Here is a 22,405-nt window from a genome sequence, read left to right on the forward strand (position 1 = left end):
CACATTATGCAAATCCTTTTCGAGGGGAGTGGGGCTATGCAATATACCTATGAATTCGAAATGTGGCGCGGGGAGTTCGCGTGGATTGCTGCGCCCTTCGATCTTGCGGGCATCACCCAGGGCGTCGACGTGGAAGATGTCTGCGAGTCGGCGGCCGACCTTTTGAGGGAGCTCGCTCGGGAATACCTGATGCGCGGCGAGACACCGCCCAAGGCAACATTCGGCCACGAGCCCTCCCACGGAGGCGTGAGACTCGTCGTGTCCGTCGACGCCACGCTGGACGACATCGAGAAAGTGAGCGCTGCTCAGGCGGCGGAACTACTCGGAGTCAGCCGCAGCCGCGTGACGGCTATGCTGCATTCGGGCCTTCTAGAAGGTTGGAAAGACGGCCGCAACACCTGGGTGACCAAAGCCAGCATCGACGCGCGCCTCGCCTCCCCCACCCCAGCGGGAAGGCCAAAGGTCGCACGATAAGCAACATCCGAGGCGGTCATTTCCTCCGAAGCCTTGATCAGCCCTAAAGCCGTACCGGGATGCCGGCGGCGCGCATGGATTCTTTTACCTGGCGCACGGTAAGCTCGCCGAAATGGAAGACGCTGGCGGCGAGCACGGCGTCGGCCTCGCCCTCGATGATGCCCTCGGCGAAGTGTTCCAGCTTGCCCACGCCGCCGCTGGCGATGACGGGAATGTCCACGGCCCGGGCCACGGAGCGCGTCAGGTGGCAGTCGAAGCCGTCGCGGCTGCCGTCGCGGTCCATGGAGGTGAGCAGGATCTCCCCCGCTCCGCGCCGAGCCGCCTCGCGGGCCCATTCGATGGCGTCGATATGGGTGTTCTTGCGACCACCGGCCACGTAGACCTCCCACTTGTTGGGATTGCCGGGCACCGCTTTCGCGTCGATGGCGCAGAGGATCGCCTGCGTGCCGAAGGCCCGAGCTGCATCGGTGATGAGCTGGGGGTTCGCCACGGCTGCCGAGTTCACCGACACCTTGTCGGCGCCGGCGGCGATCATCTTGCGGATGTCGGCCACGCTGCGGAAGCCGCCGCCCACGCAATAGGGCAGATGCAGCTCGGCCGAGGCGTGGCTCGCGAGCTCCACCGTGGTGGCGCGATCGTCGCTCGTGGCGGTGATGTCCAGGAAGATGACCTCGTCGGCCTTTTGCTCGTCGTAGGCGCGGGCCAGCTCGATGGGGTCGCCCGCATCGCGCAGGCCCACGAAGTTCACACCCTTCACGACGCGGCCGTCCTTTACGTCCAGGCAGGGGATTACTCTCTTTGTTAACATACTCTCTTCAACCCGTCCGCCCGGGCGCCGCCGGGTACCTTGATTCGCTCAGACAGTCCTCGCTGGTATCGAAGGCGTCAAGGCCAACTGCTCCCTTTCCCTTTTGGCCTTCGATACCATCTGCGGAACTCGCTCGGTCAAGGCACCCGGCGTCGCCCGGGCTGCTCTTCCTTGCTTGCTTAAACTCGCTCGGTCGCAACACCGTCTGGTTCGCCGACTACTCTTCCTTGTTTGCTAGCTTTCCAGCTCTTCGATGGTCAGGGGACGCTCCTCCTCTTCCAGCTGGTCGGACAGCTGGAAGGTGCCGTCGCACGCCGCAACGCCGTCGGCCACGGTAAGAGTGCCCTCGTAGATGGCCCGACCGGTAATGACGCCTTCCACGGCGTCGGCGATGGGGGCCAGCGCCCGGATGTCAGCTGCGGTGGCGATGCCGCCGGAAACGATGACCGGATTGCCGAAGGCGGCGGCCATCTTCGCGTAGGCGTCGTTCTCCACACCGGTCTGCATGCCGTCGCGGGCGATGTCGGTGTAGACGAGGTGCTCGTATCCCAGCGCCGCCATACGGCGGGCCAGGTCGGCGGCGGCCACGCCCGAGCCTTCAGTCCAGCCGGCCACGGCGGCCTCGCCGGCCTTCGCGTCGATGCCGGCAACCAGGGCATCGGGGCCGAACTTCTCCATGGCCGCCTGGGCAAACTCGGGGTCGCGCACGAGCGCGGTACCTAGAATAACCCGGGTCGCACCGGCATCGAGCAGGCGATCGGCAGCCTCGAGCGAGCGCACGCCGCCGCCTACCTCCACCTTCAGGCTCGTGCGCGCCAAAATCGCGCGCACCACTTCCAGGTTGTCGGGGTTGCCGGACTTCGCGCCATCCAGATCGACCACATGAAGCCACGTCGCACCGGCCTCCTCGAACAGCTGGGCCTGATACGCCGGGTCGTCGTTGTACACGGTGACGGCGTGGTAGTCTCCTTTGGCCAAGCGCACCGCGCGCCCGTCCAAAAGATCGATGGCAGGAAGAAGGTACATGGCTACTCCTTTGACGCGACGGGGTTTTCCGCCACCTTATCAGCGTGCGCGCTGCCGGCGCGCGCGGCTCGTGCAATGGTTGCGAAGTTGGCAAGCAGGCGCGCGCCCGCATCCGAGCTCTTCTCCGGATGGAACTGCACGCCGAAGACGGGGCGGCCCGGCACCTGCACGGCGCAGGGGAAGGTCACCGAGTGCACTGTCTCGGCAATGGTGGCCGCGCTCGGCGGCGCCACGAAGCTGTGGGTGAAGTAGAAGAATTCGCCGGGCGCGATTCCGTCGAACAGTGAATTCGGCTCGGAGAACTCCACGGAGTTCCATCCCACATGGGGCACTTTGTAGGCGCGGCCGGCAGCGTCGGTGCGGGGCATGGCGTCCACCACGCCCTCGATGAAGCCGAGGCCGCGTGGCAGCGGGCCGTCAGCGGGCGCGTGCTCGGTGCCCGCCTCGAACATGAGGTGCATCCCCAGGCAGATGCCCAAAAACGGCGCGCCGCCGGCTACCGCCGCGCGCACCGCCTCCATCTGGCCCATCTCCTCCATGGACGCGGCGGCATCGGCGAAGGCCCCCACGCCGGGCAGCACCACGGCGTCGGCCGCGCGGATGACGTCGGCCTCGTCGGTCACGACGACGTCCGCCCCCGCGCCTACAAGTCCCCGCTCCACCGAGAGCAGGTTTCCCTTATGGTAGTCGACAATGACGATGCTCATAGCACGCCTTTAGTTGAGGGAACCGCGCCACCCAGGGCCGGGTCGACGGCCACGGCCTGGCGCAGGGCGCGCCCGCACGCCTTGAAGGCGGCCTCGAAGATGTGGTGCACGTTGTCGCCAGCGAGCTGGCGGATGTGCAGGGTGATGCCCGCGTTAGCGGCAAGCGCGATGAAGAACTCCCGGGCGAGCTGAGTGTCGAAATCGCCCACCATGCCGAACGGCGCCTCGACGTCCCAGTGCAGCTGCCCGCGTCCGGAGATATCCAGAGCCGCCAGCACCAGCGCCTCGTCCATCGGCACGAACGCGCTGCCAAACCGCTCGATGCCGGCCTTCTCTCCCAAGGCCTCGGCCAGAGCGCGGCCCAGCACGATGCCCGTGTCCTCCACCGTGTGGTGGCCGTCCACATGCAAGTCGCCGCGCACCGACACCTTCAGATCGAAACGGCCGTGACGCGCAAAAGCGCATAGCATGTGGTCAAAGAACCCGATGCCGCACGCCACGTCCGCGCGTCCCGCGCCGTCCAGGTTCACCGTGACCTCGATGCGCGTCTCCGCCGTCTCGCGGAGGATGGTGGCCTCTCTCGTCATTGCTCTCCTTCCCTATCGCATAGCCCGCGCGCGCCGCTCGCGGCTCTCGGCGAGAAAGTCGCGCAGCCCGCGGATGAACGCGTCGTTCTGCTCCGGCGTGCCGATAGTCGCCCGCAGACAGCCCTCGAGCATGGGGGCGCTGCTGAAATCGCGCACGAGCACGCCGCGGTCGTACAGGTACTGCCAGGCCGCCCCGGCATCTTCCATCGAGAACAGAATCCAGTTGGAATCCGACGGGTAGGCGGTCACGCCGGGCAGGGTGCGCAGCGCCTCCATGACGCGGCCCCGCTCCTCGATGATCTCGCGGATGCCCGGCTCGAAGCGGGCGCGGTTCTCGAAGACCACCTCTCCTATGGCCTGAGAGACGGCGTCCACGGAATAGGGCTGGCGCACCTTGCACAGCTCCTCGATGACCGGCGCGTTCGCCAAAACGTAGCCCAGACGCACGCCCGCCAGCGAGAACGCCTTCGAGAACGTGCGCAGGATGGCGAGATTCTCGTGGGTCGCCAGCAAAGGGCGCACCGTGGCGCGCGAGAACTCGAAGTAGGCCTCGTCCACCAGCACGAGCGCATCGGTGGCGTCGAGCAGCTCTTCGATGAACGCCGTGGACGCCCTCTGGCCCGTGGGGTTGTTCGGGCTCGTCACGATGACGAAATCGATGTCGCCCTTCCCCACGCGCTCAAGCACCGCCGCTTCGTCGATGGAGAAGTCGGCCCGACGCGGCACATCCACGCAGCGGGTGTTCGTGAGCCGTGCGTTGGCCGCGTACACCGAGAAGGTCGGGGGCAGGTTCAGGAAGCTGCGCCCCGGTCCGCCCCAAGCGAGGGCCACATCGAACAAAAGCTCGTCGCCGCCGTTACCCAGAAGGACATTGGCGCGGTCGAGCCCGTTGGCCTCGGCGATGAGGTCGCGCAGGCGGTTGGCCAGAGGATCGGGATAGCGGTTCAGGGGCACCTGGGCAATGCGGCGCTCGATGGCGGCGCGCACCTCGGCGTCCACGTCGCGCGGATTCTCGTTGGCCGACAGGTACGCCTCGGCCGGCAGGTACTTCGGATCGTAGGGAACGAGCCCCTCAAGCTGGGGCGCCGACGCGCGAACCTTATTCACCGCGCGCCTCGCCATCTTCCACGCCCGCCGCGGCCGAGCCGGCCACGCTCGCCTGCTCGGCGTCCAGCAGCGCCTTAAGACGCAGGGCCACCGAGCGGGCATGGGCCCACAGCCCCTCGTGGGTGGCGATCTGCACCACGGCGCGCGCGTCGTTCTTCAGGGCCGCGGGGCTGTACTGGATGATGGAGGACTTCTTCACGAAGTCGTCCACGGAAAGCGGCGAGGAGTAGCGGGCCGTGCCGCCGGTGGGCAGCGTGTGGTTGGGGCCGGCCACGTAATCGCCCACGGCCTCCGGCGTCCACGCGCCCAAGAAGATGGCGCCGGCGTTGCGGATGGCGCCCAGATACTCCATGGCGCCCTCCACGTGCATCTCCAAATGCTCGGGCGCAATGACGTTCACCGCCTCCAGGGCCTGATCCATGGAAGTGCACACGACGATGAGCCCGTGATCGTCAAGGGAGGTGCGGGTGATGTCGGCGCGGGTGGAATCGGCCAGGTGCACCTGGATGGCCGCCTCCACCGCGTCGGCATAGGCGTCCGAGAAGGTGACGAGGTAGCAGGCCGCCAAAGGATCGTGCTCGGCCTGGGCCATGAGATCGATGGCCACCAGCCGCGGGTCGGCCGTCTCGTCGGCCACGACGCAGACCTCCGACGGCCCGGCGATCATATCGATGCCCACATCGCCCGAGACGAGCTTCTTGGCCGCGGCCACGAAGGCGTTGCCCGGGCCGGTGATCTTGGCCACCGGGCGGATGGTCTCGGTGCCGTAGGCCAGCGCCGCCACGGCCTGGGCGCCGCCGACGGTGTAGATCTCGGTGACGCCGGCGATCTTGCAGGCAGCGAGGATGGCCGCATCCAGCGTGCCGTCCTTGGTGGGCGGCGTCACGCAGACGATGCGCTCCACGCCGGCCACCTGGGCGGGCAGGGCGTTCATGAGCACCGTTGAGGGGTACAGCGCCCGTCCTCCGGGCACGTAGATGCCCACGGATTCCAAAGGCGTCACCTTCGAGCCCACGATGGCCCCGTCCTCGCGGGCGAAAAACCAGCTCTGCTGCTTCTGGCGCTCGTGGAAGTCGCGGATCTGGGCCGCAGCGTGCTTCAGGGCCTCGAGGGTGTCCGGGTCCACTTCCGCCATCGCGGCATCGATGGCCTCGCCCGGCACGCGGAAGTTCTCGATGGCCACGCCGTCGAACTTCTCGGTAAGCGCGCGCAGGGCCGCGTCGCCGTCCCGGCGCACCTGCTCGATGATGGCGGTGGCCGCCTCAAGGGCGCCGGGGTTGAAGGCGCCGGTACGGTCGATGAAGTCGCTCGTGAAGGGCTCGAGGGGTTGCAGGTCGATTCGTCTCATGGTCATGGCGGGAGAGCTCCTTACTCTTGGGAGGGACGGGTCGGGTTGGAAGCGCCGGCGATGGGCGCGTAAGTGTGCTTGGGGGCATTTTCGGCGAGCACGCGGGCCAGCGCCACGATGCGCTCGTCGGTGCGCAGGGCGCAGCCGTTGGCGAAGAAGCGGGCCGTGGAGGCGAGCACCTCTTCCACGATCTCCAGGTTGTTCTCGCGCAGGGTGGTTCCCGTGGCGGTGATGTCGACGATGCGCTCGGCCATACCGGTGATGGGCGCCAGCTCGATGTTGCCGTGCAGGTAGACGATCTCCACCTGGGTGCCGGTGCGCGCGAAGTGGGCACGGGTGATGGAAGGGTACTTCGTGGCGATGCGTATGCTGCCGAGCTTGCGATAGCGCTCCTCGATGGCCGCGCTCGTGCCGGCCGACTCCGCCACGACGAAGCGGCAGCCGCCGAAGCGCAGATCGACCAGCTCCTCCACGGCAGCGCCCACTTCCAAAAGCGAGTCCTTGCCGCAGATGCCGCAGTCGGCGGCGCCCAGGGCCACGAAGACGGGCGCGTCGGAGGGCCGCACGATGATGTAGTCGACCCCGGGGTTGGAAATGACGAGTGCGCGGCCCGGATTGGCAAGTCCCGTCACATCGAGGCCGGCCTCTTCCAAACAGGCGATGGCCTCGGCGTTCAGGGAGCCCTTGGGCACGGCGATGCGCAGCGGGCGCGCGTCTGTGGGCGCCGCGTCCACTTCGGCAGAGGCGGCGGCCATGGCCTGCTCCAGCGAGAAGGCGAAGCCCGCAGCGGGACGATCGGCCCCGAAGGCGCCTATCATGCGGTCGTAGCGGCCGCCGGAGCCCAGAGGCGAGCCCAGATAGGGCGAGCAGGCCTCGAAGACGAGGCCCGTGTAGTAGTTGAAGGAGCTGGCCACCGAGAAGTCGACGAGCACGGAGTCGGCCAGGCCGGCCTCGCCCAGAAGATCGTAGGTGGCCTGGAAGTCGTCCAGGTCGGCCACGCACCCGAGCGGGGTCACGAGCGCGCGCACCGCGTCGATGGCGTCCTGGGCGCCCCGGATGCGCGCGAGCTGACGGATGGCCTCGGTGTAGGCGGGCGCGGCAGCCCCCGCATCGACGGCCTCCCCTTCCACGGCGCGTCCCATGGCGGCGTCGCACAAACGGTCGAGGGCCACGAAGTCGGAGCCGTGATAGGCATCCAGCACCGCGGCCTTCCACGGCTCGGCGGCCCCCGAGCGCTCGAGAAGGGCCCGGAGCACCCCTACTGTGGCCATGGCGAGCACGAACTGCGTCGCTCCGGCCAGCCGCAGTGCCTCGGCGAACAGCACGACGATCTCGGCATCGGCCGCCGGCCCCACTTCCCCGATGCACTCCACGCCGCACTGGGTGAGCTCGCGGGCCTGCACCTGGTTCTCCGTCTCGGCCTCGCGGAAGACCCGCTGGGTGTAGCGGAAGCGCAAGGGGCCGGGGACGTTGGCCAGGCGCGTGGCGCACATGCGCGCGATCTGCAGGGTGACGTCCGGGCGCATGGCCAGAAGGTCGCCCCGGGAGTCGAAGAACTTGAAGGGAGTGGCCGGCACCCGCCCGCCGGCCCGCAGGACGTCCATCACCTCCAGGGTGGGCGTCTCGATGGGCACGTAGCCGCGAGAGGCGAACAGGTCGGCCACGGCCCGGGTGATGGCCTCGCGGACGCGCGCCTCCTCGGAGAGCACGTCGCGGAAGCCCGATGGTGTCACAGCGTTCAACGCACATTCCTCACTGGCGCAAACGACGCGCGAACGGCTCAAGACCTGTGACCCGGCATGCATGCAGCCGGAGCTTTCGCCCTGGCTCGCAGTCAGCCGAGGCCATCGCCTGGCTCGTCTCGTCGCAAGCGCCTTCGATTACCGAGATTGTCATGTTACACGCCCTCTCCCCTCCCGGCGCACCGGGACGGCAAACGGCGAATTATCGACAGAGTTCCCGCGCAAAGAACGCACGAGGATCTCGCATCGATGCTAGTACTTTATCACAGTAGAGTGCTAAAGCAATGGGAATTTTCACCTACGGTTGGAATTACTCCACGGGCTCGATGATCATGGCGCGAAGGATGCCGGGGGTGGCGTAGGCGCGTTTGCCGGCGCCCATGCCGATGGCCTTGATGGAGAAGCGCTCGGGAAGGACGGACTCGGTGCGCAGAGCGGCGGCTGCGGCGGCGCCCGTGGGGGTGACGAGCTCGCCTTCCACGTCCACCGGGGAAAGCGTCAATCCGGCAGCTTCGGCGATGAACGCCGTGGCCGGGGCGGGCACAGGGATGAGGCCGTGCTGGCAGCGCACCGTGCCGTACCCGCAGGGCAGATCGGACACCACGACCCCGTCGGGCGCCAAGTCGTCGGCCGCCACGGCGATGGCGATGATGTCGGCGATGGAATCCACGGCGCCCACCTCGTGGAAGTGGACTTCCCCCACGGGCACGCCGTGGGCCCGCGCCTCAGCATCGGCCACGAAGCCGAACATACGGTGCGCAATGGCCTTGGCGCCATCGGTCATGGCAGCACCGTCGATGATCTCTGCTATTTCCGCAGGGCCGCGGTGATGATGGCCGCCGGGGGCACCGTGACCATGGTCGTGATCGCGGGCGTGACCATGGTCATGGCCGTGGCCGTGCTCGCTTGCGCCCCCCTGCCCGTGCAGGTAGGCCATATCGTGGTCGTGGTTCTCGTGGGCGGCATCCAGCACGACGCTGAAGTCGCAGACGTCCAAACCCGACTTCTTCACCCGGGATATCTCCACAGCGAAACCTTCCACAGGTAGGCTCTCCAGCGCCCGGCGCACCGCCTCCTCGCTCGCGCCTGCATCCAGCAGGGCCGCCGCGCACATGTCGCCGCTGATACCGGAGGTGCATTCCAAGTAGAGAAGTTTCGTCATTGCATCGCCTTTCATGATGGTGCTGCCCTCGAGGCGCCCGCGCTCGGCGGGAACCGCCGCAGGCCTATCCCTGTCGGGAATTCAAGTGATTGATAGCGCTTGCCTGGAAGGCGGCGCCGAAGCCGTTGTCGATGTTGACCACCGACACCCCGCTCGCGCAGGAGTTCAGCATGGCGAGCAGCGCGGTCACGCCGCCGAAGGAGGCGCCGTAGCCCACCGAGGTGGGCACCGCGATCACCGGCGCGGCGACAAGACCCCCCACCACGGAGGCGAGCGCGCCCTCCATGCCGGCCACCGCCACCACGGCCCGCGCCGCGCGCAGCTCGTCGGCCACGTCCAGAAGCCGATGGATGCCGGCCACGCCCACATCGTAGAAGCGCCGCACCTCGTTGCCGAGGAACTCCGCGGTGAGCGCCGCCTCCTCGGCCACGGGCAAATCGCTCGTGCCGGCGCAGGCCACGGCCACCACGCCGTCCCCGTCGGGCGCGGGCATGTCGCCGAACACGACGAGCCGCGCCGTCTCGTAGTAGGCGCACGGGACAACGCCGCCCGCGTCGCCCTTGCCCGCGTCGCCGGCCACGTTGCCCTCGTTCCCCTCGTCGCCCGCGCCGCCGCCAGGCGCGACCTTGCCCCACAGGGCGGCCACGGCATCGGCCTTCTTCGCATCCACCCGGGTGGCCAGCACGCGCGGCTGCCCGGCTTCCATGAGCGATGACGCGATAGCGGCGATCTGCTCGGCGGTCTTTCCCTCGCCGTAAATCACCTCACCGGCGCCCTGTCGCATCGCACGGTCGTAGTCGGGCCGCGCGAAAGCGGCTCCGCCACAAAGACTCTCAGAATTCTCGCTCTGGTGAAAGGCCACGGTCACCCCCGCTTTCCGACGAACGCCCTCACTCGTTCTCAGTTGGTTTCTCGGAAAGCCATGATAAATGCTGGAGTCAGCTCCAACAAAAGACTCGAGGGCAACGCCCACGGAACAAACGCATTCGCGGCGGTTACTCCCCCGCGCGCAGAGTCCGCTCGGTGGCCTTCATGACCTCGTCGTAGTGCTCGATCTTGTACTCGAGACGCGCCAAGGCCCGCTCCAGACCGACGATGCGCTCCCGGATCTCTCCGCTCTGCCGCATGAGCAGCTCCTTGCGGGCCGCCGTCGTCTCGTCACCCTGTTCCAGAAGTTCCATGTACTCCACCAAAGACTCGATGGACATGCCGGCATCGCGCATGCATTTGACGAACTCGACGGCGTTGCAGCTGGCCTCATCGTAATCGCGAATGCCGCTCTTGTTGCGAGGCACATGGCGCAACAGGCCAATGCGCTCGTAATAGCGCAGCGTGTCGGTGGAAACACCGTAGCGCTTGCTGACTTCCGCAATCTTCATGCCGTCCCCTTCGAAACGCGCCGCTGCGCATCTCACGTTCGCGCAGCCTGCGTGCCCATTAGACCATATGGAGTATGCTACAAGTCAATAGATCAAAATAATATCCCATGGAAAAGCCCCGCACACAGCCTATTTTTACCGTTCGTCAACGCTTTGGGAAAGGGCCTTTTTGAGCACGCGCAAGGCATTTCCCCGATGAGATATGCCGTTCTTCTCGTCCTGGGAGACCTCGGCCAGCGCTCGCGTGCCGCCGTACTCGTCGGGCAAAAACAGCGGATCGTAGCCGAAACCCTCGCTGCCGCGGGGCTCGCGCCCGATGGCGCCCTCGATGGTGCCGCGGGCCACCGATTCCGTGCCATCCTCGTCGATGAACACGAGCGTGCACACGAACCGCGCCGTGCGCTCGGCGTCCGGCACGGCGGCAAGCTCGGCCAGAAGCTTCGCGTTGTTGGCTGCGTCGTCCCCGTCGGGTCCCGCGTAGCGCGCCGAGAAGACCCCCGGCGCGCCGCCCAGGGCGTCCACCTCCAAACCGGAGTCGTCGGCGAGCACCGCCACAAAGCGTCCCAGCGACTCCCGTGCCGCCGCACGCGCCGCCCGGGCCTTGATGCGGGCGTTACCCTCGAAGCTGTCGGCGTCCTCGGCCGGATCCGACGTCACCCCCGCCTCGGCCAGCGTCGTGAACGTCCAGCCCTCGAAGTTCAGGGCCGTGCGAATCTCCTCCACCTTGTGGGCGTTGTTCGTGGCGATGAGCACTTCCTTCACGGGTTCCTCCTTGCAGACGGGCACCTCGCCGGTGCGGGCGGTTGCTTACAGTGCGGGCAGATCCACATGCGCGACGACGTCCATGGGGCGGGCGAGCACGCGGCCGCCGAAGCGCCGGAACTCCTCCACGTCGTCGGCCGTGGTGAAAAACGAGTGGACGGGCACGTTGCCCGAACGGGCATGGGCGCGGCGCCGGCGCAGGATGTGATCGACGTCGCGGGCCGTCTCATCGGCCGAGTTCACCAGCGTGACCTTGCGCCCCACCACGCCCCCGATGAGCGCCTTCAGAAGCGGATAGTGGGTGCAGCCCAAAACGAGCGTGTCGATGTCGCAGCGGCGCAGCGGCTCCAGGTACTGCCGGGCGATGTCCTCGAACTCCGGGCGGATGTAGACCTTGGTGGTGTCGGCCATGTAGTCCTCGATGGGCCCGTCGGAGAGCTTCAGCCCCATCTCGGCGATCTCCACGAACCGGGGCGTCGCCGTGGAGAACACGGTGATGCCGGCGTCGATGTGGCGAATGGCGTCGCTGTAGGCGTTGGAATCCACGGTGCCCTTGGTGGCGATGACCCCCACGCGCCGGTTGAGCGTCGTGTGGGCCGCCGCCCGGGCGCCCGGCTCCACCACGCCGACGACGGGCACGGAGAAGTTCTCCTGGGCATGGGCGAGACCGGCGGCCGTGGCCGTGTTGCAGGCGATGACGATCATCTTCACGTCCCGGCCGACGAGCCACGTGCAGATCTGCTGCACGAAGCCGTCCACCTCGGCCTGATCGCGGGGCCCGTAGGGGCAGCGCGCCGAGTCGCCGAAGTACAGGATGGACTCCTCCGGCAGGCGCTTCTGCAGCGCGCGGGCCACCGTGAGGCCCCCGTAGCCGGAATCGAACACCCCGATGGGGCGGTTGTCGAATCGCTCCGTATCCACGGCGCCCTACTCGTGCACGACGACAACGTCGCCCACCGACAGAAGCCCGTGGAGCTCTTCGGCCTTATCGGGAGGCAGGTTGACGCAGCCGTGGCTGCCGTGCTCGACGTACCAGTCGCCGCCGAACTTCTCCTGCCAGCCCGCGTCGTGGAAGCCCACGGAGTTGTCCTTGAAGGGCATCCAGAACTCCACCTCGGTCTCGTAGTCTTTGGTGCCGTCGGGCTTGTAGCCGCGCAGCACCGACTTGCCATCGTTGGTCTTGATGTAGTAGGTGCCCTGGGGCGTGTCGCGTCCGTCGGCGGGCTTGCCGCTGACAATGTCGCTCTCCCAGATAATGGCGCCGTCATCGCCGTAGAAGCGCGCGTGCTGCTCGGTGAGATCCACGTCAATGTAGCGGGTGCCGAAGTCGCGGCCGCCCTCGTCGGGGGCCTGGGCCGCGTTCTGCTTCATGATGATCTCCAGCGTGCCGCCCGCCCCGGAGGCGAGCGCCTCGCGCACGGCGTCGGCGGTGGCCTGGCTGTCGGTGATCCAGCCGTAGTCGCCGCCCTTCACCGTGACGGCCTTGCCGTCGGGACGCGTGAACGTGCGGGTAGCGCCCGTGGTGTCCATGGCGTTCACCTTCTCCTTCACCGCCGCCACCAAAGGCTCAGGGTCGAAGGTCACGGAGAGGTCGTCGCCCAAGGTGATGTGCTCGGCGATCTCGTCGGCGGTGATGGCCATCTTCTCGGCGCCCGCCATGGTGAGGGAAAGCGCCCCGCCGAGGTACTTGTTGGCCGCATCGCGCGCCTCGGCCAGCGCGGGGTCGTCGCGCGTCACCGTGGGCTTGGCCAGCACGGCGTCGGAGAGCGTCACCTTCGGCGCGAAGTTCACCGTGCCCCGCGTCACCTCGTCGATGACGACGTCGGACAGGAGGGTGTTGCCCTCCTCCTCGGGCACGACGACATAGCCGCCCTCGTCGGCGTCATAGGCCACGGTGGCGTTCTTGGGAGCGGTGCCGCGGGCGTTGGCCTCCTCTACGGCGGCGGTCAGCGTGTCGGCCAGCTTCGAGTTCTCCAGGGTGGAGACCAAATCATCGGTGTCGTCGTGGCGCTGGAACACCTCGTAGGGCCACGCCCAGGGATTCATCTCGGCCAGAAGGCCATCGGCGATGGACTGGCTGTCGAGCGCCATGCCCATGTCCGTGGCGTCCAACGTGAGGGAAAGACCCGGGCCCTCCACCTTGAAGGTGTAGTCGCCCAGCACATTGTCGAGCATCTGGTGGACCTCTTCGGGCGTCTTGCCGGAGATGTCCATGCCGATGATAGTGGACTGAGGGAAGAAGCGCCCGGAGAACACGATGACGCCGGCGAAGTAGACAAGGGCGATGGCGCCTAGAATGGAGGCCATCACGATGCCGAAGATCTTGAGCCCCCGATGCTTCTTGGGCGGCCGGGCATTCACCTGGTAGCCGGGCACGTAGCCGCCGGACGTCGGGCCCATGGGGGGCACGACGGGCATGGCGCCGGCGCCGCTGATTGCGGGGCGCGAAGGCTGAGGGGGCATCGCGGCGGTTCCCTGGTCGTGCTGGGGCGGCATCGCGCCCGTGGCCTGGGGCCCCACGGGCCTCGGCGCGCCGAAGCGGCCCTCGGGCATGACGAAACCGCGGGTCGCGCTTGCGCCCGCTTCGGAAATTCGATTGTCAGATGTGCTGTGTCGTGGCATAGTGCGCTTCCGTGGTGCGATTCAACTTACTTTGGGGCCGCCGCGCAAGTCGGCGGATGCGCCTTAGGCCCATTATAAGCCAAGGAGCCCGCGGCCGCCGGCGGATACGTCGTTCGGCGCTACTTTCCCACAGACCGCGCCCCGCGCGCCACCCTGCACGCCATTCCCCACGACTCCCCCACAGAACTTAAAGGATTTTCAGCCTGTTTCCCCAGAACATGACCGTTTTCGTAAGGAATAAGCCACGCAAGGAGAGAAAAGCGGCCGCCCCGAAGAGCGACCGCGAAAAGCTTGGTGGAGGCGCGGAGAATCGAACTCCGGTCCATACTAAATTGTCCACAAGGCGCTACAGGCTTAGTCAGCGATCGGGCTTCGGAGCGGATCGGTTCGCAGACCAACGTGGCCGCTCCTAGTCGGTTCCGTCTTTCCAGCGGCCATACCGACTACGTGCCGCGGGGCATTCCCCTCAAATGACACCTTGCCCGGTTCGGGGAAACACCGGGGTCGGTGATCACCAGAACTGCTGTTAGGCAGCCATGGCGGCCGGCATGTAGTAGCCGGTCTTAGAAGTGTTTTTGCCAATTAACTTGACGGTACCCCTGTTTAGCGTGGCGAGGAGACCACGGCCTGCTCCTCGTTTCGAACTTACCATGTCGAAACCAGTCGCCCCCTTTAAGGGTTGTCGATTTATTCTAGCGGGCGCGCCGCTCCTGTCAAGAGCCGCACCATCGGCCCCGTCAGCCCGACACGCCCGAGCCGCCGCGGCGCTAGGCCGCCACGCGGATGAGCTCGGCGCCGCTCAGGTCGTAATCGTCCAAGCACACGCTCTGGCGCGCCGGCTCGTCGTAGGTGCACCAGTAATAGGTCTTGGTGGCCGCCGAGTAGCCGTCGGAGAACATCGTGTACTCGAAGCGATCGTCGGCCATCTGCGCGCCGCCCTTGCACATGGACGCGCCCTCAAGCGTGCGGAACAGGCGCGTCACATTGGCGGCCTCCCCCTCTTCTGCGGGATAATGCGCATTCAGGAAGGCGGCCCGCACGAAGCGGCTGGCCGGATCGTAGCCGCCCGGGAACCCGATCATGCCCGCGCCGCTGCCGAACGCGCGCAGGGTGTCGCGCGTCCACGCAACCGGCTCGGGATGCGCGGTCTCGATGTGCATATAGTTACGCACATTCTCGGTATGCCAGGGGAAGGGCGGCTGGTTGGTAAGCACGTCCAGCCCGTCGTCGTACACGTGCATGCCGTCGGCTTGGCATTCGATGACGATGGACTCCTTCCCATCGCCTACCAGCCAGTGCAGCTGGGCCACGCCATAGCCCTCGCTGGGCGCCTTGGCCACGATGACAACGTCCTTAAGCGCCTTGCGCACCTCGGCCACCGTGGAGAAGCTCGCCGCCACCCACAGAGGGAACTCGTAGGCCGCCACGTTCACCGCTCCCTTTTCGGGAGCTTCGGCGAACTGGGCGTAGCCGGGGAAGTTAAGGCCGGCGATGGCGAGTCCCGCCTCGTTGGCGCAATCGAAGTAGCACGGCACGCCGCCCACGACGATGCCCATGCCCACGCAGGCATGCTCGGGACTCAGCGAACCAAGGAACTGCGTGGGGATAGACGCCCCTCGCGGGGTGATGACCACGCCCTCGCCGTAGCTCTCGCACCAATCGAGGTTGCGGCCGAAATACAAGTTGCCGGCTGCATCGGCAAAACGAACGCCCGTGCACATAATGATCTCCTAACGACGAAATGGGAGCGACCCAACCGATCGCTCCCATTCATGGTAGGCCCCGATGACCGACGTTCGCCGATGCGGGCCGTCTCCGTTGTCGTTTCGACAGCGCCTTGTCGCCGTTACTTTTTCTTCTTAAGGAAACTCAGCGAATCGGAGATCTCGTCGAAGGTGCTCTTCAGCTCGGCGGCCACCTGAACGCCGTCCTTGTAGATGGCGTTCACGTCCCTGGTGGCGGCGGCCACGCCCTCGCGGCTGATGCCGAGGTCGAACTCATCGCCGTCCGAGGTGCGCTCCACGCGCACGCCGTCGCCGTCGTTGTCCTCGGCGACGTAGTAGTACTCCTGCTCGTTGCCGTCCTCGTCGAGCAAGATGAAGCCGATCTCGTTGTCGTGCTCGTCGACGATCACCGCATAGACATCGCCGTCCTCGATCTCCATCTCGATGACTTCGCTCTCCTCTTCGGGCTCCTCCTCGATGTGATAGCCCTCCGAGTGCAGGATGTCGGCGTCCTCCTCGGCCTGGATGGCCTCGGGCACCTCGTCGGGATCCCAGCCGTCGTAGTCGGCCTCGTTGTCGGTCATGAAGCTGTCGTAGGCGTGCTCCAAGTCGCTTTCGGCGGCATCCTCCTCATCGGCGTCGAAGAGGGCGTCCTCGTCGTCCTCGGCGTCTTCCAGCTCTGTTTCCTGGTCGGTCCACTCGGCATCGGTCTCGCCGACCTCTTCCATGCTCTCAAGCTCTTCGTCAAGACCCATTGCCAGACTCCTAACCTCGTGATGTACGTGCGCGGGCGACCTCGCCCGCCGAACCTATGATGCCACGACTTCCCGCGCCGTGGCCCTCCCGCGCCGTTTCGTTGACCGAGCGTGAACGTGCCAAGGCGCGACGCCGGTCGTGCAGCCCGCAGACACCGAGCGAAGGCGGTGGCGCAACCGAACGCCGGCGCGCGGCGCAGCCCCGCAGACCCCGGCCTAGCGAACGCGCTCCTTCAGCGCGCGGTCGATCTCGCGCTTGGTGTCGCGCTCCTTCATGGAGGCGCGCTTGTCGTAGAGCTTCTTGCCCCGGGCCAGCGCCAGCTCCACCTTCACCCGGCCGTCCTCGTTGAAGTACATCTTCAAGGGCACGATGGCCAGGCCCTTCTCGGCCACCTTCGCGTCCAGGTAGCGAATCTGCTTCTTGTGCAGCAGGAGCTTCCGGCGCCGGTCGGGGTCGGGGTTGAAGATGCTGCCATTGGAGTACGGCGAGATGTGCACGTTGTTGAGCCACACCTCGCCGTTCCGAATGAGGGCGAAGCAATCGGTGAGCTGGCAGTTGTTCTCCCGCAGCGAGCGCACCTCGGTGCCCGTCAGCTCGATGCCGGCCTCGTAGGTCTCCAAGATCTCGTAGTCGTGGAAGGCCCGGCGGTTCTTCGCGATGGTCTTCTCCTCGCGCTTCGGCACGGCCCTCACGCCTCCTCGGGTGCGGCGGAAGCGTCGGACGCATCGGCATCGGCATCGGCATCGGCGCCGGCGGCCTTCCCTTCCGCATTCTCGGTCACCGCGCCGCCCAGCCCCGGCACGAAGCTCGTGTCGGGGGCGAGGTCTTGTGCGAAGCGGGTGATGAGGCGCACCGTGGCCTCCAAATCGCGCAGGCAGATGACCTCGGTGGGAGTATGCATGTAGCGCAGCGGCACGGAGATGAGGCCTGTGGGAATGCCCCCGCGCGTCACCTGAATGGCCCGAGCGTCGGTACCGGTGACCGACGGCTCGGCCTCCAGCTGGTACGGAATGCCCTCCGCCTCGGCAGCGGCCACGAGGCGCTCGAACACCACGGGGTTGATGTTCGGCCCCCGCGCGATAACCGGGCCCGCCCCGCAGACGATCTTTCCGTACTTCGTTTTGTCGATGCCCGGGTAGTCCGTGGCATGGGTGACGTCGAAGGCGAGCGCCACGTCCGGATTCACGGCATGGGCGCTTGTCATGGCGCCGCGGGTGCCGATCTCCTCCTGAGTGGTGGCTACGGCGATGAAGTCGCCCGGGGCGCGGCCGGCGCGGGCCAGCTTCTCCATGACGCGACAGGCGATCCACACGCCGCACTTGTCATCGAAGCACTTCGAGACGGCCATGTCGTCGCCGAACCGCTCGAATCCGACGCCGAACGTGATGGGGTCGCCCACCCGCACAAGCTTCTTCACGCGCTTGGGCTTCATGCCCAAATCGATAACGAGGGAGGAGAGCGGCGTCACCGTCTTGCGCTCGTCCGGCTCGATGAGGTGGATGGGCTTGCGGCCCACGATGCCGCGGAGGGTGCCAGAAGCGGTGTGCACGTCGACCCGCATGCCGGGCAGGATGGCCGCGTCCACGCCGCCCAAAGAGGCCACGGAGAGGAAGCCCTCGTCGGAGATGTAGGTGACCATGAGGCCGATCTCGTCCATATGGGCCGCCAGCATGAGCGAGGGCGCACCGGCGTCGCGGCCCTCGAGTACCGCGCGCACCGAGCCCATGGTGTCGGTGGCCACTTCGTCGGCCACATCGGCGAGCCTCTCGCGCACGAGAGACGCCGCCGGTTCCTCGAAGCCCGTCGGCGAGGGAGTCTCCACCAGCTGCTTCAGAAATTTCAGGTGCTTCTTCTTCATATCACCAATATCCTTTCGAATGCTTGCGCTTGCGCTCGGGCTTGGGAGGGCGGAAGTCCAGCGCCAGCTGGCCGTCGGTGGTCTTCTCCCGCTTCTCGGCGGGAGCGGCGCCGGCGCGCTCCACCTTCTCGATGGTCCACGACACCGCGCTCGCGCCGAACAGCTCTAGCATCTTCATGCGCGCGTCGTGGGCGTTGGCCTTGGTGCCGGCCCGCGCGTCGCTCTCGAACTCGAACAGCCCGCGCTCCCTCTCGTAGGAACCCTTCGGCGACTGATAATGGGCGATGTACGTTGCCATAAACTCGCGCGCTTCCTTTCTCAAACGTTCCCGAGCCATGATAGCAGAGCGCACGAACTTCGTGGATGGCCCGGACGCCAGATTCTGCCAGGTAAATGCCACTTCGACCCCGAAATGTGCGCCCCATTTTCCACGTCTTGTACATTTCTATCTTCAACTGGCACTTTTCTGCCATTTCAGCCCCGAAATGTACAAACCGTCTCTTGTCCATCAACCATTTCTAGGCCAAAGTGGCATTTCGAAGGCAGAATCGGAAAAACATCTGGAGACGACCGGCCACCAGCCTGGGCACCGTTGGATACCAAACAGTATCTTCAGTGTCCAAAAAAGAGAAAAGGCCAGAGGCTATAAACCTCTGACCTGGTAAAACATGGAGCCGGTGACAGGAATCGAACCCGCAACCCACTGATTACAAATCAGTTGCTCTACCGTTGAGCCACACCGGCGACGAGCGCGTGAACGGCCGACCCTCCCCATCGATGCCGTTCCGCGTCGGCCCATTGTACGACAACGCTCCGATTTAGGGAAGTTGCAACCGCAGATTCCCTACTCCTTGGCGCCCCACTGCTCGTAGTAGGCGTCGATGGCGGCCGCGATATCGTCGTCGATCACGATGCGCCCGGCCACCTCGTGGTTGTGCAGGCACTCCTTCACCTCGGCCATGGACACGATGGAAGCCACCGGGAAGCCGTACTTCGCCTCGATCTCCTTCTGGGCCGTGGTGACGCCGCCCTTCCCCACCTCCATGCGGTTGAGCGACACGATGAGCCCGCGCACATCCACATCGGCAGCGGCCTTCAAGATGGGGTAGGTCTCGTCGATGGACTTGCCCGAAGTGGTGACGTCCTCCACCATGATGACCTTGTCGCCGTCGTGAAGCTCCGCGCCGAGCAGGTTGCCCGCGTCGGCGCCGTGGTCCTTCACTTCCTTGCGGTTGCAGCAGTACTTTACCTCCTTGCCGTACAGCTCCTGAAGCGCCATGGCCGTCACCACCGCCAAGGGGATGCCCTTGTAGGCTGGCCCGAACACCACATCGAAGTCCAGCCCGAAATTGTCGTTGATGGCCTGGGCGTAGTACAGACCCAGCCGATGCAGCTGCTCGCCGGTCACATAGGCGCCCGCATTCATGAAGAACGGCGACTTGCGCCCGCTCTTCAGCGTGAAATCGCCGAACTTCAGCACGTCGCTCTGAACCATGAACTCGATGAACTCGCGCTTGTAAGCCTCCATAGCCGCCCTTTCATCCGTGAGGAGTTCCCTCATGTTTCCTATGGGCACCATGATACCCGATTTCCTCGTCGGTTTCCCCGAATCGATCAAAGTGCGGCTCCAGCACGGTTGGCGCGGGGAACGAACCGGGACATTCCCGCGTCATTTCTGCGGTTCGGATCGCGTAGCATGGCACGATCCAAACCCCCGGTGAAAGGACGGCCTAGATGTCGAGAAACCTTCTGTTCAGCGAGTACCCCATGTTTGACAGGATCATGGAGGAGCGCCCCGATCTGTGCCGCCGAGTGCTGGAGACGGCCCTCGGTGTGCCCGTGGACGAGGTACGCAACGTCGTCGCCGAGCGCACCCTGCAGCCCCGCGTCGGCTCCCACGGAGTGCGCCTCGACGCCTGGGTTCGCACCTCGGACGCGCTCTACGACGTGGAGATGCAGACCTACTCCCGCGAGGGCCTGGGTCGACGCATGCGCTACTACCAGAGCGCCATGGACACTGCGATGCTGCGCCCGGGAGCCACCTACGACAGTTTGCCCGAGAGCTTTATCGTTTTCATCTGCCTACACGACGAGTTCAAGGAGGGGCTCCCCGTCTACACCTTCGACATGATATGCGATGAGAGCGGATCCGTGGTACTCGGGCACGGCTTCAGATGGGTCGTGCTCAACGCCTCCGCTTGGGAGATGTTGCCAGACGGGCCGCTTCGTGGTTTACTTCGGTACGTCGCCACCGAGGAGGTCGGAGGCGACGGCCTTACCGCCGACCTCGCGGCCGCCGTGGAGGCCGCCAACGAAGACGCTCCATGGAGAGAGGAGTCTCTTGTCATGCTGACGCTGGAAGAGGATATGCGCGCCCAAGGCCGCCTCCTGCAGAAGAAGGGTCGTGAGGAGGGGCTTGCCGAGGGCAGAGCCGAGGGTAGGGCCGCGGGACGGGCGGAAGGAGCCGACCAACTTGGAAAGCTGATAGCTCAGCTTATGGATGCCGGCCGCTTCGAGGACGCCCGCCGTGCGGCGACCGATGCGGAATACCGTGAGGGGTTGCTCGAGGAGCTTGACTCGTAGAAGCAGGAGCAATCGCGAACCGACGACAACGAAGTCTCCCCCTTCGCAAGCCCCCTCGCCGCCACACTCCTCTCCCGACCCCAGAAGACATACGCCGCAAGCAAACCGGCGATGTTCCGCCCATTGACACGCGAACATCTATTCGGGTAGTATAGCGTACATTCATTCGGGCGAACAAGTGTGCTCGTTTGGTGTTAGCGGCGGGAAGATGTCTGGCGGTTGGAAGGGGTTGCGCGGTGAACGTCATCGAGAAGCTGGAGATTCTGGCCGATGCGGCGAAGTACGACGTGGCTTGCACCTCCTCCGGGGTTCAGCGCGCGGGCAAGGCCGGACAGCTGGGCGCGGCCACCCAGGCGGGATGCTGCCATTCGTTCACGCCGGACGGGCGCTGCGTCACGCTGCTCAAGGTGCTCATGACCAACGTCTGCGTCTACGATTGCTGCTACTGCGTGAACCGCGCGAGCAACGCCGAGGCACCCCGAGCCGCATTTACGCCTCGCGAGTTGGCCGACCTCACCATCGGCTTCTACCGCCGCAACTACATCGAGGGGCTGTTCCTCTCCTCCGGTGTCGCCGGATGCCCCGACCGCACCACCGAGCTCATGATCGAGGCCCTGCGCATCCTGCGGGAGGAGTACGGCTTTCGCGGCTACATCCACACCAAGGCCATCCCCGGCACCTCGGTGGAGCTCATCGACGAGCTGGGGCACCTGTCCGACCGTCTCTCGGTGAATCTGGAGCTGCCGAGCCGGCAGAGCCTGGGGCTTTTGGCCCCCAACAAGTCGCGTGCGTCCATCCTGGCCCCCATGCGGCATATCTGCGACTCCATCGCCGACGATGCGGAATCGCGCTCGCTGGCGAAGAAGCGCACTACGGTATACCTGACGAAGAAGAACGCCCGGAAGGCACGGGCCTTCGCGCCGGCGGGCCAGTCCACCCAGATGATCGTCGGAGCCACCCCGGAAAGCGACTACCAGATCCTGAACCTGTCGGCGGCCCTGTACACCCACCTGTCGCTGAAGCGCGTGTTCTTCAGCGCCTACCTCCCCGTCGTGTCCGACCCGCTCCTGCCCGCCACCGACGCCGTGCAGCTGAACCGCGAGCACCGCCTCTACCAGGCCGACTGGCTCTTGCGCTTCTACGGCTTCAACGTGAGCGAGATCATCGACGAGGAGAACCCCTTCCTCGCCCCCGATGTCGATCCGAAGGCGAACTGGGCTCTGAACCACCTGGACTTCTTTCCCGTGGAGGTGAACAGCGCGCCTTTGGAGGCCCTTCTGCGCGTGCCCGGCATCGGCGTGCGCGGGGCGAAGCTCATCTGTCGGGCACGACGGCAGTCCACCCTCGGCGAGGCGGAGCTGAGAAAGCTCGGCATCGCCTACAAGCGGGCCCGCTACTTCATCACCGTGAACGGCGCCTGGGGCGGATCGGGAGTCGATTTCTCACGCGAGGCCCTGCACGCGCGGCTTTCGGCCCCTATCGACGGCGGTCGCCATGGGCGCCGCGCCGACCGCGCCCCAGCTGGCCAGATGATCCTCTTCGAAACCGTGGAGGCACCGCCCGTACTGCCCGAGGCGAGCCCCGATGCGGCAACCGCCCGCGAGGTCGCCTTCGCCGCCCAGCGCCGGGCCCTTGAGGCGGCCGGGACGGCGACCGGGCGGCAAGCGGCCGCAACCGAGCCGGCATCGGTCGCAGAGCGCTCGATCGCCGACGGCCGCAAAACGCTCGACAGCCCGCTGCTCTCGGTGGCCTAGGTGGGC

At 66.2% G+C, this 22,405-nt stretch carries 22 protein-coding genes, 1 tRNA gene and 1 other RNA gene; 3 read left to right on the forward strand and 21 right to left on the reverse strand.

Translation table 11 applies throughout. The features are described from left to right. Positions 1-36 precede the first annotated feature (36 nt). Positions 37-474, forward strand: coding sequence for a helix-turn-helix domain-containing protein (locus ACW4LP_RS02545; RefSeq protein WP_288220467.1), 438 nt, complete (start codon positions 37-39; stop codon positions 472-474). 43 nt (positions 475-517) lie between these two features. On the opposite strand, the gene hisF is transcribed toward ACW4LP_RS02545, so the two are convergent. From hisF to pyrE, 21 genes are all read right to left on the reverse strand, one after another. Further along, a complete protein-coding gene (gene hisF, locus ACW4LP_RS02550; RefSeq protein WP_114540498.1) occupies positions 518-1,282 on the reverse strand; it encodes an imidazole glycerol phosphate synthase subunit HisF in 765 nt (254 codons plus the stop codon). Between the two features lie 234 nt (positions 1,283-1,516). Further along, a complete protein-coding gene (hisA, locus tag ACW4LP_RS02555) occupies positions 1,517-2,308 on the reverse strand; it encodes a 1-(5-phosphoribosyl)-5-[(5-phosphoribosylamino)methylideneamino]imidazole-4-carboxamide isomerase (protein ID WP_455803438.1) in 792 nt (263 codons plus the stop codon). Positions 2,309-2,310: 2 nt separating this feature from the next. Next, complete coding sequence (hisH, locus tag ACW4LP_RS02560; protein WP_455803439.1) at positions 2,311-3,015, reverse strand: imidazole glycerol phosphate synthase subunit HisH; 705 nt, start codon at positions 3,013-3,015, stop codon at positions 2,311-2,313. After that, the gene (gene hisB / locus ACW4LP_RS02565; protein WP_455803440.1) at positions 3,012-3,602 is read right to left on the reverse strand and encodes an imidazoleglycerol-phosphate dehydratase HisB; all 591 of its coding nucleotides are present in this window, start codon (positions 3,600-3,602) and stop codon (positions 3,012-3,014) included. Before hisB ends, hisH begins: the two co-directional genes overlap by 4 nt. Positions 3,603-3,614: 12 nt before the next feature. Next, positions 3,615-4,709 (reverse strand): histidinol-phosphate transaminase, encoded by a 1,095-nt coding sequence (hisC, locus tag ACW4LP_RS02570; protein WP_455803441.1) that lies wholly within the window; start codon positions 4,707-4,709, stop codon positions 3,615-3,617. Further along, on the reverse strand, positions 4,702-6,063 hold the full coding sequence (hisD, locus tag ACW4LP_RS02575) for a histidinol dehydrogenase (protein ID WP_237418849.1): 1,362 nt from the start codon (positions 6,061-6,063) through the stop codon (positions 4,702-4,704). The genes hisC and hisD overlap by 8 nt, the downstream gene beginning before the upstream one ends. A gap of 14 nt (positions 6,064-6,077) precedes the next feature. Beyond that, positions 6,078-7,790: an ATP phosphoribosyltransferase gene (gene hisG / locus ACW4LP_RS02580; protein ID WP_241521348.1), complete on the reverse strand. Its 1,713-nt coding sequence runs from the start codon at positions 7,788-7,790 to the stop codon at positions 6,078-6,080. A 319-nt stretch (positions 7,791-8,109) separates the two neighbouring features. Continuing rightward, complete coding sequence (gene larC / locus ACW4LP_RS02585) at positions 8,110-8,961, reverse strand: nickel pincer cofactor biosynthesis protein LarC (protein ID WP_455803442.1); 852 nt, start codon at positions 8,959-8,961, stop codon at positions 8,110-8,112. Positions 8,962-9,025: 64 nt separating this feature from the next. Then, positions 9,026-9,823 (reverse strand): nickel pincer cofactor biosynthesis protein LarB, encoded by a 798-nt coding sequence (gene larB / locus ACW4LP_RS02590; protein ID WP_455803443.1) that lies wholly within the window; start codon positions 9,821-9,823, stop codon positions 9,026-9,028. 133 nt (positions 9,824-9,956) lie between these two features. Next, entirely contained in the window at positions 9,957-10,340 is a 384-nt protein-coding gene (locus ACW4LP_RS02595; protein ID WP_288220473.1) for a MerR family transcriptional regulator, read from the reverse strand. Between the two features lie 135 nt (positions 10,341-10,475). Continuing rightward, positions 10,476-11,102: an RdgB/HAM1 family non-canonical purine NTP pyrophosphatase gene (rdgB, locus tag ACW4LP_RS02600; protein ID WP_455803444.1), complete on the reverse strand. Its 627-nt coding sequence runs from the start codon at positions 11,100-11,102 to the stop codon at positions 10,476-10,478. Between the two features lie 45 nt (positions 11,103-11,147). After that, on the reverse strand, positions 11,148-12,023 hold the full coding sequence (gene murI, locus ACW4LP_RS02605) for a glutamate racemase (RefSeq protein WP_173112579.1): 876 nt from the start codon (positions 12,021-12,023) through the stop codon (positions 11,148-11,150). 6 nt (positions 12,024-12,029) lie between these two features. After that, positions 12,030-13,724 carry a L,D-transpeptidase family protein gene (locus ACW4LP_RS02610; protein WP_455803445.1) on the reverse strand — a complete coding sequence of 565 codons (1,695 nt, stop codon included), beginning with the start codon at positions 13,722-13,724 and terminating at the stop codon, positions 12,030-12,032. A gap of 292 nt (positions 13,725-14,016) precedes the next feature. Continuing rightward, positions 14,017-14,395, reverse strand: a transfer-messenger RNA (tmRNA) gene (gene ssrA / locus ACW4LP_RS02615). A gap of 96 nt (positions 14,396-14,491) precedes the next feature. Beyond that, complete coding sequence (bsh, locus tag ACW4LP_RS02620; RefSeq protein WP_455803446.1) at positions 14,492-15,445, reverse strand: choloylglycine hydrolase; 954 nt, start codon at positions 15,443-15,445, stop codon at positions 14,492-14,494. A gap of 125 nt (positions 15,446-15,570) precedes the next feature. Next, positions 15,571-16,203, reverse strand: a complete 633-nt coding sequence (locus ACW4LP_RS02625) for a hypothetical protein (RefSeq protein ID WP_114540611.1) — start codon at positions 16,201-16,203, stop codon at positions 15,571-15,573. Between the two features lie 216 nt (positions 16,204-16,419). Then, positions 16,420-16,887, reverse strand: a complete 468-nt coding sequence (smpB, locus tag ACW4LP_RS02630; protein ID WP_022740208.1) for an SsrA-binding protein SmpB — start codon at positions 16,885-16,887, stop codon at positions 16,420-16,422. Positions 16,888-16,892: 5 nt separating this feature from the next. Then, complete coding sequence (locus ACW4LP_RS02635) at positions 16,893-18,062, reverse strand: M42 family metallopeptidase (protein WP_161127795.1); 1,170 nt, start codon at positions 18,060-18,062, stop codon at positions 16,893-16,895. A 1-nt stretch (position 18,063) separates the two neighbouring features. Next, positions 18,064-18,360 (reverse strand): hypothetical protein, encoded by a 297-nt coding sequence (locus ACW4LP_RS02640; RefSeq protein ID WP_022740210.1) that lies wholly within the window; start codon positions 18,358-18,360, stop codon positions 18,064-18,066. A 371-nt stretch (positions 18,361-18,731) separates the two neighbouring features. Then, positions 18,732-18,806 (reverse strand) — tRNA-Thr (locus tag ACW4LP_RS02645). A gap of 100 nt (positions 18,807-18,906) precedes the next feature. Next, positions 18,907-19,590, reverse strand: coding sequence for an orotate phosphoribosyltransferase (gene pyrE / locus ACW4LP_RS02650; RefSeq protein ID WP_161127796.1), 684 nt, complete (start codon positions 19,588-19,590; stop codon positions 18,907-18,909). 206 nt (positions 19,591-19,796) lie between these two features. On the opposite strand from pyrE, the gene ACW4LP_RS02655 reads away from it, so the two are divergent. Then, complete coding sequence (locus ACW4LP_RS02655; RefSeq protein WP_114548716.1) at positions 19,797-20,645, forward strand: Rpn family recombination-promoting nuclease/putative transposase; 849 nt, start codon at positions 19,797-19,799, stop codon at positions 20,643-20,645. Positions 20,646-20,881: 236 nt separating this feature from the next. Next, positions 20,882-22,399, forward strand: a complete 1,518-nt coding sequence (locus ACW4LP_RS02660) for a putative DNA modification/repair radical SAM protein (protein WP_455803447.1) — start codon at positions 20,882-20,884, stop codon at positions 22,397-22,399. Positions 22,400-22,405 lie beyond the last annotated feature (6 nt).

Source organism: Adlercreutzia sp. CNCM I-6215, assembly GCF_977072315.1.

Coding starts and splice junctions, on each gene's coding strand:
- ACW4LP_RS02545 (WP_288220467.1), top strand. CDS start 37: ATGCAATATACCTATGAATTCGAAATGTGGCGCGGGGAGTTCGCGTGG.
- hisF (WP_114540498.1), bottom strand. CDS start 1,282: ATGTTAACAAAGAGAGTAATCCCCTGCCTGGACGTAAAGGACGGCCGC.
- hisA (WP_455803438.1), bottom strand. CDS start 2,308: ATGTACCTTCTTCCTGCCATCGATCTTTTGGACGGGCGCGCGGTGCGC.
- hisH (WP_455803439.1), bottom strand. CDS start 3,015: ATGAGCATCGTCATTGTCGACTACCATAAGGGAAACCTGCTCTCGGTG.
- hisB (WP_455803440.1), bottom strand. CDS start 3,602: ATGACGAGAGAGGCCACCATCCTCCGCGAGACGGCGGAGACGCGCATC.
- hisD (WP_237418849.1), bottom strand. CDS start 6,063: ATGACCATGAGACGAATCGACCTGCAACCCCTCGAGCCCTTCACGAGC.
- larC (WP_455803442.1), bottom strand. CDS start 8,961: ATGACGAAACTTCTCTACTTGGAATGCACCTCCGGTATCAGCGGCGAC.
- ACW4LP_RS02595 (WP_288220473.1), bottom strand. CDS start 10,340: ATGAAGATTGCGGAAGTCAGCAAGCGCTACGGTGTTTCCACCGACACG.
- ACW4LP_RS02610 (WP_455803445.1), bottom strand. CDS start 13,724: ATGCCACGACACAGCACATCTGACAATCGAATTTCCGAAGCGGGCGCA.
- bsh (WP_455803446.1), bottom strand. CDS start 15,445: ATGTGCACGGGCGTTCGTTTTGCCGATGCAGCCGGCAACTTGTATTTC.
- ACW4LP_RS02625 (WP_114540611.1), bottom strand. CDS start 16,203: ATGGGTCTTGACGAAGAGCTTGAGAGCATGGAAGAGGTCGGCGAGACC.
- ACW4LP_RS02635 (WP_161127795.1), bottom strand. CDS start 18,062: ATGAAGAAGAAGCACCTGAAATTTCTGAAGCAGCTGGTGGAGACTCCC.
- ACW4LP_RS02640 (WP_022740210.1), bottom strand. CDS start 18,360: ATGGCAACGTACATCGCCCATTATCAGTCGCCGAAGGGTTCCTACGAG.
- pyrE (WP_161127796.1), bottom strand. CDS start 19,590: ATGGAGGCTTACAAGCGCGAGTTCATCGAGTTCATGGTTCAGAGCGAC.
- ACW4LP_RS02655 (WP_114548716.1), top strand. CDS start 19,797: ATGTCGAGAAACCTTCTGTTCAGCGAGTACCCCATGTTTGACAGGATC.